Below are 13,724 nucleotides of genomic sequence, written 5' to 3' on the forward strand. Positions count from 1 at the left end.
TGGAGGCCCGTGGACAGGGCTTCGAATTCCCAGCAGACCAAGCACGTATTCGTCACCGGTGGCGTCGCCTCCAGTCTCGGCAAGGGGCTGACGGCGTCCAGCCTCGGCAGTCTGCTGACGGCACGGGGCATCCGGGTCACCATGCAGAAGCTGGATCCGTATCTCAACGTGGATCCCGGCACCATGAACCCGTTCCAGCACGGCGAGGTGTTCGTCACCAACGACGGCGCCGAGACCGACCTGGACATCGGTCACTACGAGCGGTTCCTCGACCGCGACCTGTCGCAGGTCGCGAACGTGACCACCGGGCAGATCTACTCCTCGGTGATCGCCAAGGAGCGCCGCGGCGAGTACCTGGGCGACACCGTCCAGGTGATCCCGCACATCACCAACGAGATCAAGGACCGGATGCTGGCGATGGCCGGTCCGGACGTCGACGTGGTGCTGCACGAGATCGGCGGCACGGTCGGCGACATCGAATCACTGCCGTTCCTGGAGGCGGCCCGGCAGGTCCGGCACGACGTCGGCCGCGACAACGTCTTCTTCCTGCACATCTCGCTGGTGCCCTACATGGCGCCCAGCGGTGAGCTGAAGACCAAGCCGACCCAGCACTCGGTCGCCGCGCTGCGCTCGATCGGCATCCAGCCCGACGCGATCGTCTGCCGCGCCGACCGGCCGATCCCCGACGGGGTCAAGCGCAAGATCTCGCTGATGTGCGACGTCGACGTGGAGGCCGTGGTGGCCGCCGTGGACTCGCCGAGCATCTACGACATCCCGAAGGTGCTGCACTCCGAAGGCCTGGACGCGTACGTCGTCCGCCGGCTGAACCTGCCGTTCCGCGACGTCGACTGGACCCGCTGGGACGAGCTGCTGCGGGTCGTGCACCACCCGAAGGACCAGGTCACGGTCGCGCTGGTCGGCAAGTACATCGACCTGCCGGACGCGTACCTGTCGGTGGCCGAGGCGCTGCGCGCGGGCGGGTTCGACAACGACGCGAAGGTGACGCTGCGCTGGATCGCCTCCGACGAGTGCGCCACCCCGGAGGCGGCCGCCAAGCTGCTCGGTGACGTGGACGCGGTCTGCATCCCGGGCGGGTTCGGTGTCCGCGGGATCGAGGGCAAGATCGGCGCGATCCGGTTCGCCCGCGAGGCCGGCATCCCGATCCTCGGGCTGTGCCTGGGGCTGCAGTGCATGGTGATCGAGGTCGCCCGCGACCTGGCCGGCCTGCTCGACGCGAACTCCAGCGAGTTCGACCCCGACGCGGAGCAGCCGGTCGTGGCCACGATGGAGGAGCAGAAGCACATCGTCTCCGGCACCGGCGACCTCGGCGGCACGATGCGCCTGGGCCTGTACCCGGCGAACCTGGCCGACGGATCGATCGTCCGTTCCCTGTACGGCGCACCGTCGGTGCAGGAGCGGCACCGCCACCGCTACGAGGTCAACAACGCCTACCGGGACAAGCTGGAGAACGCCGGGCTGGTGTTCTCCGGGCTGTCGCCGGACAACGAGCTGGTCGAGTTCATCGAGCTGGACAAGTCGCTGCACCCGTTCTTCGTGGCCACCCAGGCGCACCCGGAGCTGCGGTCGCGGCCGACCAAGCCGCACCCGCTGTTCTCCGGGCTGATCGGCGCTGCACTGGTCCGGCAGCGTGAGTCGCGGCTGCCGGTCGAGGAGGTCCCGCCGGCCCCGAAGACCGCAGAGACGAAGGCCGCCGAGGCCAAGGAGCCGGTGAAGGCCGGGGCCGCCAAGGCGAAGGCCCGATGACCGACGGCAAGACGCCGGAGGTCGCCGAGCTGCGGTTCGGGGCCGGGCTGGCCGACGCGCCGGCGTCCTGGCAGGTGACCTCGTCGCAGACCGTGCACGCGACCGGCCGGGTCATCTCGGTACGGCGGGACCAGGTGGTCCCGCCGAACGGCGGCGAGCCGTTCACCCGTGACGTCGTCGTGCACCCCGGCGCGGTCGGCGTGGTGGCGCTCGACGAGAACCACCGGATGCTGCTGGTCCGCCAGTACCGGCACCCGGTCGGCTACCGCCTGCTCGAACCGCCCGCGGGGCTGCTCGACGTACAGGGTGAGGCGTACCGGATCGGCGCCGAGCGGGAACTGTGGGAGGAGGCCGCGACCAAGGCCGCCGACTGGCGGATCCTGGTGGACGCGTTCACCTCGCCAGGGCTGACCAACGAGGCGGTCCGGATCTTCCTGGCGCGTGAGCTGTCGGCGTCCGACGAGGCCTACGACCGGCTGCACGAGGAAGCCGACATGGAAACTGTCTGGGCTCCGCTCGAGGACGTCGTCAAGGCGGCGCTGGCCGGCGACCTGCACAACCCGATCCTGGTGATGGGCTCCCTGGCCGCGTGGACCGCGCTCAACGGCGACGGCTTCGACGCGCTGCGTCCGGCCGACGCGCCCTGGCCCGCTAAGGACCGCTGACGCCCGGCGAAGTATCGGCCGCTGTCAGGCAGCGGCCGCGAAGTAGTGGCGGGCCCCCGGGAGTCGTCGGCAACGAGCGCAGCACCTCGCCCGTCGGCAGGCATCCCGGGGGCCCGCTCTCGTGTTCGAGTATATGTTCGAATACGCTGCACTGGCAAGTCAGTCCGGCCGGCGGCAGGAGTACGCGACGGCGTCGCGGCCGATCCGGGTGACGATCAGCGTGGCGGACCGAGAGCCCTTGGGGGACAGCTTCTTGCGCAGCACCGCGGGGTCCACGTCGACACCGCGCTTTTTGATCTCCAGCGTGCCGATGTCGTTGGTCCGGACCCACGCTTTCAGCGTCTTCTCCCGGTACGGCAGCGTCTCGATCACCTCGTACGCCGACGCCAGCGCGGTCTCGACCAGGAACGGCCCGGTGACGTAGGCGATCCGCGGGTCCAGGAGCCAGCCGTCGACCTCGGCGGCGACCGCCGTGACGAGTCCGGCCCGCACGACCGCGCCGTCCGGCTCGTAGATGTACTGGCCGACCGGACCGACTTCAGCCTCCGGTGCATCGGCGATCGTGGCTCCGCTCGGCAGCAGGGTCGCGCGGCGGGCAGCACCGCCGTACAGCTTGCCGGACCACAGAGCGGCCTCCTTGACCTCACCGGCGTCGCTGACCCACTCCGCTTCGACCCCCTCCGGTACGGCGTCGTGCGGGATGCCCGGCGCGACCTTGACGCAGGCTGTGCCCTCCAGCAGCGACGTGATGAACGACCAGGGCGGGGAGTACGCGTTGTGGTCGAACACCCGCCGGCCGTCCGCCCGTCGCGCCGGATCCGCGAACACCACCTCGTACGGCGTGAGGTCCTGCTCCTCCGCGTCGCCCAGCAGCACCTCGCCCGGCAGGTCCAGCGCTGACAGGTTGGCCGCAGCCGCGGCGGCCGTCGCCGGGTCGCGTTCGACGCCGGTGACGCGCAGTCCGGCTCGCGCTGCGCTGATGAGGTCGCCGCCGATCCCGCAGCCCAGGTCGATCACCGATGTGCCGGGCAGTGCGCCGGCGATCCGCGTGGAGCGGTGCGAGGCGACAGCGGAGCGAGTCGACTGCTCCAGGCCGTCCGGGGTGAAGAACATCCGCGCCGCGTCGTCCGCGCCGAACTTGGCGACGGCCCGGTGCCGCAGCGAGGCCTGCGTGACCGCGGCGGTCACCACCGCAGCGTCGTACCGGCGGCGGAGCTTCTCGACCAGCTGCAGCTCGCTGCCGGGGGTGTAGGCCGCGCAGGCTTCGGTCAGCACGGCGGACCCCGGCGGGGTGAGCAATGCGGTGATCGAGTCGGGTGTCACGCGCTCATTCTGCGCTGAGCGCTCACAGCGGGCTGTAGCAGCCGCTGCTCCAGATCCGCTTGGCCGAGTGGTAGAGGCGCCAGTTCATCGCCGAACGGGTCTGCGGGCCGTAAATGCCGTCAGCTGCGAGTTTGTGCCGCTGCTGCACCTGCTTGACGACCGCACGGGTGTTGCTGCCGTAGACGCCGTCGACTGTGAGCTTCGAGCCGTAGCAGTAGTTCAGGTTGCGCTGGAGTGTGCGGATGGCGGTGTCCGGATCGCCGAACCGCTCGTTGCCGCGCTGCGGGTCGTCGCCGTACATGAGGTTGCAGCGGGTGCTGCTGCTCTCCCAGACCGAAGGAGCCGGCACGCCCCACCCGTTGCCCGCGGGCACGAGCCGGGCGCTCCGGCATTGCTCCATCGCGGCCGCCGCGGCAGCCCGTACGCCGGCGTCGCCGGTCACTTCGGCCGGCGCGGGTTCCGGTGCGGTCCGGGCCGCCGGAGCTCCGGCGCCGTTGGCCTGGTCGGAGTCCGTGCCGGAGTGGCCGCCGGCGGCAGCCGCTCCGACGGCGATCGGGCTGATCACCAGCGCGGCGATCGTGACCAGGGCCTTGCCCGACGGCCTGGACGGTTTCGGGAACGCGAAGCGGAGTTTCATCTGAGCTCCTCGTGCTGGTGATCGCTCAGACCCAACGGTCCCACGTCAAGGCCGCTTCCGCCCAGGGTCTGGTCGCGGAAAGTGCCTACCAGGTCACAGCGGGCTGTAGCAGAGGTCGCTGGACACGCCGAGCCGGGGGTTCCACAGCCGCCAGTTCATCGCGGACCGGGTGGCCGGGCCGTAGACGCCGTCCGCCGTGATCCCGTGCCGCTTCTGGACCGTCGTGACGGCGGTGCGGGTGGCGCTGCCGTACCGCCCGTCGACCGTGAGCTTCGCGCCGTAGCAGTAGTTGAGGTTGGTCTGCAGCGCCTTGATCGCCGACGCCGGGTTGCCGAACGGGTTGCTCGGGTCGCGGTACGGCAGGTCGCCGTACTTGAGGTTGCAGTTGGTGCTGCTCTCCTCCCACAGCGACAGCGCCGGCACGGTCCAGCCGGCGCTGTTGACGGTCTTGTTGTAGACCTGCTCGCACTGCCACAGGGCCTGCGGGGCGGCCGACGCGCTGGTGACGGCGGCGGTCAGCGGCACCGCGGCGACCGCGGCGGCGGACACGGCGACGGCGACTCGGCGGACGGTGGTGGTGCGCCAGGACTTGAGGACAGCAGCCATGATGGGTTCCCTCCCGAGTGGCCACCGGTGGGCCGGCGACCTGTGTGCTACCAGATGACGCGGCCCGCCACGAAGGTTGAGCCGGTGCCCGGCTCGAGATGTTCGCCGGGGGCGGACTTTCTGGCACTCGAGTTGACCGAGTGCTAATCGCGGCCTAGATTCGGTGTTGGCACTCTCCACCCGAGGGTGCCAGCGGCCCCGGCCCCTGACCCCCGCGACGGCAGGCGGCGGGACGGCCGTCTCGACGCACTGTGAATCACAAGAACTCGACCGTGGAGGTCAGCAAGTGTCGGTCACGATCAAGCCGCTCGAGGACCGCGTCCTCGTTGCGCCGCTCGAAGCCGAGCAGACCACGAAGTCCGGCCTGGTGATCCCGGACACCGCCAAGGAGAAGCCGCAGGAGGGCGAGGTCCTCGCGATCGGTCCCGGCCGCATCGACGACAACGGTAACCGCGTCCCGCTGGACGTCGCCGTCGGCGACAAGGTCATCTACTCCAAGTACGGCGGCACCGAGGTCAAGTACGACGGCCAGGACTACCTGATCCTGGGCGCCCGCGACATCCTCGCCGTCGTCAGCAAGTGACGACTGCTCAGAGTTCCTGACTGACACCGCCCCGGTGCCGATCACCGGCGCCGGGGCGGAGTCGGTCCAGGACCGGCTGGGCCATTGAACGCAAGAATTCAGAGAGGGACTGGTTTTTCCATGCCGAAGATCCTCGAGTTCGACGAGAACGCGCGGCGCGCCCTGGAGCGCGGCGTCGACAAGCTCGCGAACACGGTGAAGGTGACGCTGGGGCCCAAGGGCCGCTACGTCGTGCTGGACAAGAAGTGGGGCGCCCCGACCATCACCAACGACGGTGTCACCGTCGCCCGTGAGGTCGAGCTGGACGACCCGTTCGAGAACCTCGGTGCGCAGCTGGCCAAGGAGGTTGCCACCAAGACCAACGACATCGCGGGTGACGGTACGACGACCGCCACGGTGCTGGCGCAGGCTCTGGTGCACGAGGGCCTGCGGGCCGTCGCCGCCGGGGTCAACCCGATGGGTCTGAAGAAGGGCATCGAGGCCGCCGTCGAGGCCGTCTCGGCCCGGCTGGTCGAGACCGCCCGCCCGGTCGACGACAAGGGCGACATGGCCCACGTCGCCACGATCTCCGCCCGGGACGCCGAGATCGGCGGCCTGATCGCGGACGCCTTCGACAAGGTCGGCAAGGACGGTGTGATCACCGTCGAGGAGTCGAACACCTTCGGTACCGAGCTCGAGTTCACCGAGGGCATGCAGTTCGACAAGGGCTTCATCTCGCCGTACTTCATCACCGACGCCGAGGCCGGCGAAGCGGTGCTGGACGACCCGTACATCCTGATCCACCAGGGCAAGATCTCCGCCGTCGCGGACCTGCTGCCGCTGCTGGAGAAGGTCGTGCAGTCGGGCAAGACGCTGCTGATCATCGCCGAGGACGTCGAGGCCGAGGCCCTGTCCACGCTGGTCGTGAACAAGATCCGCGGCAACTTCACCTCGGTCGCCGTCAAGGCGCCGGGCTTCGGTGACCGCCGCAAGGCGATGCTGGAGGACCTGGCCGCGCTGACCGGCGCGCAGGTGATCGCTCCCGAGGTCGGGCTCAAGCTCGACCAGGTCGGCCTCGAGGTGCTCGGCACCGCGCGGCGGATCGTCGTGAGCAAGGACAACACCACCGTTGTCGAGGGCGCCGGCAAGGCCGACGAGATCGAGGCCCGGGTCAACCAGATCAAGGCCGAGATCGAGCGCACCGACTCCGACTGGGACCGCGAGAAGCTGCAGGAGCGGCTGGCCAAGCTGGCCGGTGGCGTCTGCGTGATCAAGGTCGGCGCGGCCACCGAGGTCGAGCTCAAGGAGAAGAAGCACCGCATCGAGGACGCCGTCTCGGCGACCCGTGCGGCGATCGAGGAGGGCATCGTCGCCGGTGGCGGTTCTGCTCTCGTCCACGCCGCGTCGGTGCTGGAGGACGGCCTCGGCCTGGAGGGCGACGAGCTCGCCGGTGTCCGGATCGTCCGCAAGTCGATCGTCGAGCCGCTGCGGTGGATCGCCGAGAACGGTGGCTACGAGGGTTACGTCGTGACCGCCAAGGTGGCCGAGCTCGAGGTCGGCAGCGGCTTCAACGCCGCCACCGGTGAGTACGGCGACCTGCTGGCCCAGGGTGTTCTCGACCCGGTCAAGGTGACCCGTTCCGCGCTGGCCAACGCCGGCTCGATCGCGGCCCTGCTCCTCACCACGGAGACGCTGATCGTCGACAAGCCCGAGGAAGAAGAGCCCGCCGCCGCCGGTCACGGCCACGGCCACGGTCACTGATTCCTCAGCACCTCAGCACCACCGACTGCCCGGCAGGTCCTCGGACCCGCCGGGCAGTTGCCTTTCCCGGACCGCGCGCCTGCCGCTGGGCCCGTTGGTCAGGACAAAGGAAGCCGGTACCCGGGAGTAGTGACAGGTTGTAATGAAAAATGCTCAGTGATCACGAATTGCCACTAGGCAGCGGCGCATCGGGGCCGTAGCATCTTGCAGGCTGACCGGTCTGACACGAGGGGGCGAGGGGTGACCGAGGTACACGTGCCGCACACCCAGGACCGGGTCGAGCTCCGCGATCTGGCCGCGCTGGCCAGCGGCGGGGACTCAGGGGCACTCAACGACCTGCTGACCAGGGTGCGCGCGGTCGCTCACCGTTACGTCCGTTCCCGCCTGTGGACCTATCCGGGCGGCGCCGACATGGTCGACGACGTCGCGCAGGAGGTCTGTGTCGCGGTCTTCGGGGCGCTCGGGCGCTACCGCGACGAGGGCCGGCCGTTCGAGGCGTTCGTGTACGGCATCGCGGCCCGCAAGGTCGCCGACGCGCAGCGGGCGTTCGCGGTCGCCGACGTGTCGACGCCGGACCTGCCGGACGGGGCGGACGAGTCCCCGACGCCGGAGGAGCACGCGGTCAGGCACTCGGAGGTCCAGCACATCGTGGGGCTGCTGGAGAAGTTGCCGGAGAAGCTGCGGGAGATCCTGCGCCTCCGGGTGGTTGCGGGGATGTCAGCCGAGGAGACCGGCCGGGCACTGGGGATGACACCGGGGGCGGTGAGGGTCGCACAACATCGAGCGTTGAACACGCTCAGGGGGTTTGTGGGGCATGAGGCAAAGCTGGAGCGAGGAGCAGGGGAGGAGCGGCATGGCTGAGCGCTTTGACTTAGACGCGATCGAAGCCGACGACGCGCTGCTCGACCTGCTCGCAGCCGGTGGGGAGTCCGCGTGGGAGGCGGGCGAGCACGACCCGACCCTGAAACTGCTGGCGGAGTTGCGCCTGGCGGTCGAGGTCGAGGGCGAGCTCCCGGTGGAGTCGATCGACGATCCGGAGAGCTTCCTGGCGCGGTGCGCGGCGCTGAACCCGGTGACGGACCCGTTCACCCGCAAGGTGGCGGCCCGTGGCCTGGCCGTGGGCGTGGCCGCCGTCGCGGCGCTGTCGGTGTCCGGGGTTGCGGCCGCGGTCAGCGGCGACCCGCTGGCGCCGTACGAGAAGGTGATCGAGAAGGTGGTCGACGGCCTGCGGCCCGAGACGAGCTTCCCGAAGGAACAGCTCGACGGCATGCCCGTCGGCGACAGGTCGAAGATCGTCCAGGTCGCCAAGGACTACCAGGACAAGATCCGGGAGCAGCGCAAGGAGGAGCAGCGCAAGGAGGACCAGCGCTGGACCGACCCGCTCGCGGTCGACCTGCAGGGTCTCGACACCTTGATGCCGAAGCCGCCGCTGGCCCGGCCCGAGCCGCCGGACGTCGACAAGCCGATCGTCGGTACGCGCGACCCGCTGGTGCCGAAGACCGAGCCGACCGAGGACAAAGCGGTCGTCGAGCCGGAGGCCAAGCCGACCACCGGAGTCGAGGAGCCGACCGGCGACCCGACGGACAAGCCGAGCGACCCGCCGACGTCCGAGCCGACGGAAGAGCCGTCGGTCCCGCCGGCCACGCCGAGCGACCCGCCGCCGACCACCGAGCCCAGCGACCCGCCGCCGACGCCTGAGCCGACCGATCCGAACGGCGGCGGCAACGGCCAGACCGGCGGTGAGACTCCGGCACCGGATCCGACCACCACGCCCGTTCCGGGCGACAACACCGGCGAGAGCGGCGCCGGTGGCGAGACCGGTGCCGGTGGCGAGGAGCCCGAGCCGGGCTCGGGCGACACGAAGCCGGCCGACCCGTCGACCGGCGACGCGGGCGACCAGACCGGTGAGGAGCCGGCCGGCGACTCGAAGCCGGCGGACGACACCAAGCCCGCGGACACGACGCCCGCGGACAAGCCGGCTGGCGACTCCGAGCCTGCCGAGTCGAAGCCGTCGCTGCCGACGACCGACGCGCCGGTGGAGCCGAAGCGGCTCGAGCAGTACGTGAACCAGCGGCTCGAGGCGGCGGCCAAGCACTCCAACGGCAAGTTCGCGCTGGGCTACGCCAAGCAGCAGTACCCCAAGGGCAAGCACTCCAACGGCCAGTACGTCGAGGGCAAGCACGCCGCCTTCGAGCGGGCCCACGGTTCGATGTCGCCGGTGACGCTGCGCCAGATCCTCTGGGTCCTGAACCACCCGACCGGCCGCTGACCGATCGCCCGGCCCGTCTCCCAGGAGGCGGGCTCGGGCCCAGGTCCCAGCGGCCCGGCGTACGGCGTACGGGGAAAGCTCGGGCGTCGCTCGTGGCGCTCACCTGAACGGGCCGCGGGTTCCTCCCCGGAACCCGCTCGATCCACAGGTCCGGACACCGATGCGTGGCACGCGCGCGGCCCGGCATACCATGGTGTCCCGTTCTCGCCGTGCAAAGGTGCCTTCCTTCCTCATGGACATCACACCCTCCGGAGTTCCCGACAAGTTCGCCGTACTCGGTCTGACTTTCGACGACGTGCTGCTGCAGCCCAACGAGTCCGACGTGATCCCGTCCGAGGCGGACACCAGATCCCGGGTCAGCCGCAACATCGAGGTGAACATCCCGCTGCTGTCCAGCGCGATGGACACCGTCACCGAGGCCCGGATGGCGATCGCGATGGCGCGCCAGGGCGGCTTGGGCGTGCTGCACCGCAACCTCTCGATCGAGGACCAGGCCCAGCAGGTCGACCTGGTCAAGCGCTCGGAGTCCGGCATGATCGCGCAGCCGATCACGATCGGCCCGGACGCCACCATCGGCGAGGCCGACGCGCTGTGCGGCCAGTACCGGATCTCCGGTGTGCCGGTCGTCGACAAGGCCGGCGTGCTGGTAGGCATCGTCACCAACCGCGACATGCGGTTCGAGACGCGCCACGACCGCCCGGTGCACGAGGTGATGACCAAGCAGCCGCTGATCACCGGCAAGCAGGGCATCTCCGCCGACGACGCGATGGCGCTGCTCAGCAAGCACAAGGTCGAGAAGCTGCCGCTGGTCGACGCCGAGGGCAAGCTGACCGGCCTGATCACGCTGAAGGACTTCGTCAAGCGCGACCAGTTCCCGCTGTCCACCAAGGACGAGAGCGGCCGGCTGCGGGTCGGCGGCGCGATCGGCTTCTACGGCGAGGCGTACAAGCGCGCGATGACGCTGGTCGAGGCCGGCGTCGACCTGCTCGTCGTGGACACCGCGCACGGCCACTCCCAAGCCCAGCTGGAGATCATCCGCAAGCTCAAGGCCGACCCGGCCACCCGCGGCGTGGACGTCGTCGGCGGCAACGTCGGCACCCGCGCGGGCGCCCAGGCGCTGGTCGAGGCCGGCGCGGACGGTGTCAAGGTCGGCGTCGGACCGGGCTCGATCTGTACGACGCGCGTCGTGTCCGGCGTCGGCGTCCCGCAGGTCACCGCGATCTACGAGGCGTCGCTGGCCTGCAAGCCGGCCGGCGTCCCGGTGATCGGCGACGGCGGCCTGCAGTACTCCGGTGACATCGCCAAGGCGCTCGTCGCCGGCGCGGACACCGTGATGCTCGGCTCCCTGCTGGCCGGCTGCGAGGAGTCCCCGGGCGACCTGGTCTTCATCAACGGCAAGCAGTTCAAGGCCTACCGCGGGATGGGTTCGCTCGGCGCGATGTCGTCGGCCGGCGGGCTGCGCAAGTCCTACTCCAAGGACCGCTACTTCCAAAGCGACGTCGGCAGCGACGAGAAGCTGATCGCCGAGGGTGTCGAGGGCCAGGTGCCGTACCGTGGCCCGCTGTCGGCCGTCGCGCACCAGCTGATCGGTGGTCTGCGGCAGTCCATGTTCTACTGCGGCTCGCGCACCGTGGCCGAACTCCAGGACAAGGGCCGCTTCGTCCGGATCACCTCGGCCGGCCTGCAGGAGTCGCACCCGCACGACATCCAGATGACGGTCGAAGCCCCGAACTACTCCGGCCGCTGACCGCCTGCACCAGAAGAGGAACCAGATGACCGAGATCGAGATCGGCCGGGCCAAGCGCGGCCGGCAGGCGTACGCGTTCGACGACATCGCGATCGTGCCGTCGCGGCGGACCCGGGACCCCGAGGAGGTCTCGGTGGCCTGGCAGATCGACGCGTACCGGTTCGAGCTGCCGATCCTGGCCGCGCCGATGGACTCGGTGATGTCGCCGGCCACCGCGATCGCGATCGGCAAGGCCGGCGGTCTCGGCGTCCTGAACCTCGAAGGGTTGTGGACCCGGTACGAGGACCCGACCTCGCTGCTCGAGGAGATCGTCACGCTCGACCGCGAGCAGGCGACCACCCGGCTGCAGGAGATCTACTCGGCGCCGATCAAGCCCGAGCTGATCTCCCAGCGGGTGCAGGAGATCCGCGACTCCGGCGTGACGGTGGCCGGTGCGCTGTCGCCGCAGCGGACCAAGCAGTTCGCCAAGCACGTGGTGGACGCGGGCGTCGACCTGTTCGTCATCCGCGGTACGACGGTCTCGGCCGAGCACGTCTCCGGCCAGGCCGAGCCGCTGAACCTCAAGCAGTTCATCTACGACCTCGACGTTCCGGTCATCGTCGGCGGCTGTGCGACCCACCAGGCCGCGCTGCACCTGATGCGGACCGGCGCGGCCGGCGTACTGGTCGGCTTCGGTGGTGGCGCGGCGCACACGACGCGCAAGGTGCTCGGCGTCGCCGTGCCGATGGCCTCCGCGGTCGCCGACGTGGCCGCGGCCCGGCGCGACTACATGGACGAGTCCGGCGGCCGGTACGTGCACGTCATCGCCGACGGCTCGGTCGGCCGGTCCGGCGACGTGGCGAAGGCGATCGCGTGCGGCGCCGACGCCGTGATGGTCGGCTCCCCGCTGGCCCGCGCGAGCGACGCGCCCGGTGGCGGGTTCCACTGGGGCGCCGAGGCGTGGCACGCGGATCTGCCGCGCGGCGAGCGGGTCGAGGTCGGCGTGACCGGCACGATGGAGCAGATCCTGTTCGGCCCGTCCTGGGTCCCGGACGGCACGATGAACTTGGTCGGCGCCCTCAAGCGCGCGATGGCGACCACGGGCTACACGGAGCTCAAGGAGTTCCAGCGGGTCGAGGTCGTCGTCGGGTGACGCCCGTACTTGATGCCGCGACTCGGTCGCCGCGGGTCATGGGGCGGTAACTCCCGCCCGGCGAAAGTGCTGGAGGCCGCGGGGTGCGAGGTGCTCGCACCCCGGGTCCGGCCGCACATTCTGCAGGTGCTTGCCGGCTGACGCGGCGGCGCGCCGGGGGTGAGGTGGGACACCTGTGGCGGCCCGCTCGGGGATCGGGCCGCTCTGGAAGGATTGGTCCATGGGACTGTTCAGCCGCCGCACCGAAGCCGACAACGTCGCCCTCGCCGCTGCGCGGGCGCAACTGTCCTCCGGGGACGTCGATCAGGTTCGTTTTCTGCTCACCACGCGTAAGTCCGTCTTCGCGGTGAAGTACGTGATGGACCGGACCGGCGCGGAGCTCAAGCACGCCAAGGAACTGGTCGACGACATCCGCCTCGGGCGCTACGTCCCACCGGTCACCGGTACGCCGCCGGTCGTCCGGCTCCCCGGGGCGAATCTGGCCGAGCGGACGCGGGCGCTGAAAGCCGCGGGTGACCTGCACCAGGCGACCGCCCTGGTGGTCAGCGAGACCGGCATGACAGAAGCCGAAGCCGGCCTGTTCGTCGGAGCGCTCAGGCCCGAACAGGACTGATCCGCCCGGCGCGGTTCAGAACGGCCCGCCGCGGTTCAGGAAGGCTCGGCGCCGCCCGGCGTCCACGACACGTCCCGGCCGAAGGCGCCGAGCAGACGAGGCACTGGGTCGGGCCCACTCGGCACCCGGGCCCCGATCGCCCCACCGTCCCGGTACGCCGCCTCCCGCTGCTCGAACCACCGAGCCACCTCGTCGACCACCTCGGGGTCCATCCTGGGTGTCGAACCGATGGCGACCGCGAGGTCCCACCCGTGGATCAACTGATCGGCGACCAGTTGCCGAAGGTACTCGGTGGTGTCCTCGTCGCCGTACGAAAGGTGGACCGTCGGGACCGGATCGGCCGTCGCCGCCTGGGCGTCCATGGCGGCTTGCGCGGCGGCAGCGGCCGGATCGTCGCCGAGCAGATCGCCGTCGAGCGCGTCGCCGACGTCCGCGATGGTCCTCCCCGCCAGCAGCGGGACCGCCCAGCGCTCTTCGCCGACCACGTGGTTGACCAGGGCGCGTACGTCCCAGTCCGCGCAGGGTGTCGGTGCGCTCCATTGATCTGGCCCGACAGCTTCCACTTGCCGCACGAACTCGGCACCGGCCCGGCGATGCATCTCGACGACGTCCACGGCCCTCGCCCCCTTGGCGCCAGCGTGCGCC

The 13,724-nt window shown here is 70.5% G+C and carries 13 protein-coding genes; 9 read left to right on the plus strand and 4 right to left on the minus strand.

Translation table 11 applies throughout. From position 1 onward, the window contains the following. Window positions 1–9 precede the first annotated feature (9 nt). Entirely contained in the window at window positions 10–1,764 is a 1,755-nt protein-coding gene (locus BWI15_RS14425; protein ID WP_077014930.1) for a CTP synthase, read from the plus strand. Then, on the plus strand, window positions 1,761–2,429 hold the full coding sequence (locus BWI15_RS14430) for an NUDIX domain-containing protein (protein WP_077014931.1): 669 nt from the start codon (window positions 1,761–1,763) through the stop codon (window positions 2,427–2,429). Before BWI15_RS14425 ends, BWI15_RS14430 begins: the two co-directional genes overlap by 4 nt. 159 nt (window positions 2,430–2,588) lie before the next feature. Here the strand turns inward: BWI15_RS14430 and BWI15_RS14435 are convergent, their stop codons facing one another. The 3 genes from BWI15_RS14435 to BWI15_RS14445 form a co-directional block, all read right to left on the minus strand. Beyond that, the gene (locus BWI15_RS14435) at window positions 2,589–3,752 is read right to left on the minus strand and encodes a class I SAM-dependent methyltransferase (RefSeq protein ID WP_077014932.1); all 1,164 of its coding nucleotides are present in this window, start codon (window positions 3,750–3,752) and stop codon (window positions 2,589–2,591) included. Between the two features lie 22 nt (window positions 3,753–3,774). Beyond that, window positions 3,775–4,389 carry a peptidoglycan-binding domain-containing protein gene (locus tag BWI15_RS14440; RefSeq protein WP_077014933.1) on the minus strand — a complete coding sequence of 205 codons (615 nt, stop codon included), beginning with the start codon at window positions 4,387–4,389 and terminating at the stop codon, window positions 3,775–3,777. Window positions 4,390–4,482: 93 nt separating this feature from the next. Then, entirely contained in the window at window positions 4,483–4,995 is a 513-nt protein-coding gene (locus BWI15_RS14445) for a peptidoglycan-binding domain-containing protein (RefSeq protein WP_077014934.1), read from the minus strand. 286 nt (window positions 4,996–5,281) lie between these two features. On the opposite strand from BWI15_RS14445, the gene groES reads away from it, so the two are divergent. The 7 genes from groES (at window position 5,282) to BWI15_RS14480 (ending at window position 13,079) form a co-directional block, all read left to right on the plus strand. Then, complete coding sequence (gene groES, locus BWI15_RS14450) at window positions 5,282–5,578, plus strand: co-chaperone GroES (RefSeq protein ID WP_077014935.1); 297 nt, start codon at window positions 5,282–5,284, stop codon at window positions 5,576–5,578. A gap of 120 nt (window positions 5,579–5,698) precedes the next feature. Beyond that, window positions 5,699–7,318 (plus strand): chaperonin GroEL, encoded by a 1,620-nt coding sequence (gene groL / locus BWI15_RS14455; RefSeq protein ID WP_077014936.1) that lies wholly within the window; start codon window positions 5,699–5,701, stop codon window positions 7,316–7,318. Window positions 7,319–7,558: 240 nt separating this feature from the next. Continuing rightward, window positions 7,559–8,179 carry an RNA polymerase sigma factor ShbA gene (gene shbA, locus BWI15_RS14460; protein WP_077014937.1) on the plus strand — a complete coding sequence of 207 codons (621 nt, stop codon included), beginning with the start codon at window positions 7,559–7,561 and terminating at the stop codon, window positions 8,177–8,179. Then, window positions 8,172–9,587: a hypothetical protein gene (locus tag BWI15_RS14465; protein WP_077014938.1), complete on the plus strand. Its 1,416-nt coding sequence runs from the start codon at window positions 8,172–8,174 to the stop codon at window positions 9,585–9,587. Before shbA ends, BWI15_RS14465 begins: the two co-directional genes overlap by 8 nt. Before the next feature lie 232 nt (window positions 9,588–9,819). Beyond that, window positions 9,820–11,334 carry an IMP dehydrogenase gene (gene guaB / locus BWI15_RS14470; protein WP_077014939.1) on the plus strand — a complete coding sequence of 505 codons (1,515 nt, stop codon included), beginning with the start codon at window positions 9,820–9,822 and terminating at the stop codon, window positions 11,332–11,334. A gap of 25 nt (window positions 11,335–11,359) precedes the next feature. Beyond that, the gene (locus BWI15_RS14475) at window positions 11,360–12,466 is read left to right on the plus strand and encodes a GuaB3 family IMP dehydrogenase-related protein (protein WP_077014940.1); all 1,107 of its coding nucleotides are present in this window, start codon (window positions 11,360–11,362) and stop codon (window positions 12,464–12,466) included. A gap of 220 nt (window positions 12,467–12,686) precedes the next feature. Further along, window positions 12,687–13,079: a hypothetical protein gene (locus BWI15_RS14480; RefSeq protein WP_077014941.1), complete on the plus strand. Its 393-nt coding sequence runs from the start codon at window positions 12,687–12,689 to the stop codon at window positions 13,077–13,079. Window positions 13,080–13,114: 35 nt separating this feature from the next. On the opposite strand, the gene BWI15_RS14485 is transcribed toward BWI15_RS14480, so the two are convergent. Further along, the gene (locus tag BWI15_RS14485; RefSeq protein ID WP_083750771.1) at window positions 13,115–13,693 is read right to left on the minus strand and encodes a TIGR03086 family metal-binding protein; all 579 of its coding nucleotides are present in this window, start codon (window positions 13,691–13,693) and stop codon (window positions 13,115–13,117) included. Between the last annotated feature and the right edge of the window lie 31 nt (window positions 13,694–13,724).

It is taken from the genome of Kribbella sp. ALI-6-A (assembly GCF_001984195.1).
In the GTDB taxonomy this organism is placed as follows: domain Bacteria; phylum Actinomycetota; class Actinomycetes; order Propionibacteriales; family Kribbellaceae; genus Kribbella.

Coding starts and splice junctions, on each gene's coding strand:
- groL (WP_077014936.1), top strand. CDS start 5,699: ATGCCGAAGATCCTCGAGTTCGACGAGAACGCGCGGCGCGCCCTGGAG.
- BWI15_RS14480 (WP_077014941.1), top strand. CDS start 12,687: ATGGGACTGTTCAGCCGCCGCACCGAAGCCGACAACGTCGCCCTCGCC.
- BWI15_RS14445 (WP_077014934.1), bottom strand. CDS start 4,995: ATGGCTGCTGTCCTCAAGTCCTGGCGCACCACCACCGTCCGCCGAGTC.
- BWI15_RS14440 (WP_077014933.1), bottom strand. CDS start 4,389: ATGAAACTCCGCTTCGCGTTCCCGAAACCGTCCAGGCCGTCGGGCAAG.
- guaB (WP_077014939.1), top strand. CDS start 9,820: ATGGACATCACACCCTCCGGAGTTCCCGACAAGTTCGCCGTACTCGGT.
- BWI15_RS14475 (WP_077014940.1), top strand. CDS start 11,360: ATGACCGAGATCGAGATCGGCCGGGCCAAGCGCGGCCGGCAGGCGTAC.
- BWI15_RS14430 (WP_077014931.1), top strand. CDS start 1,761: ATGACCGACGGCAAGACGCCGGAGGTCGCCGAGCTGCGGTTCGGGGCC.
- BWI15_RS14465 (WP_077014938.1), top strand. CDS start 8,172: ATGGCTGAGCGCTTTGACTTAGACGCGATCGAAGCCGACGACGCGCTG.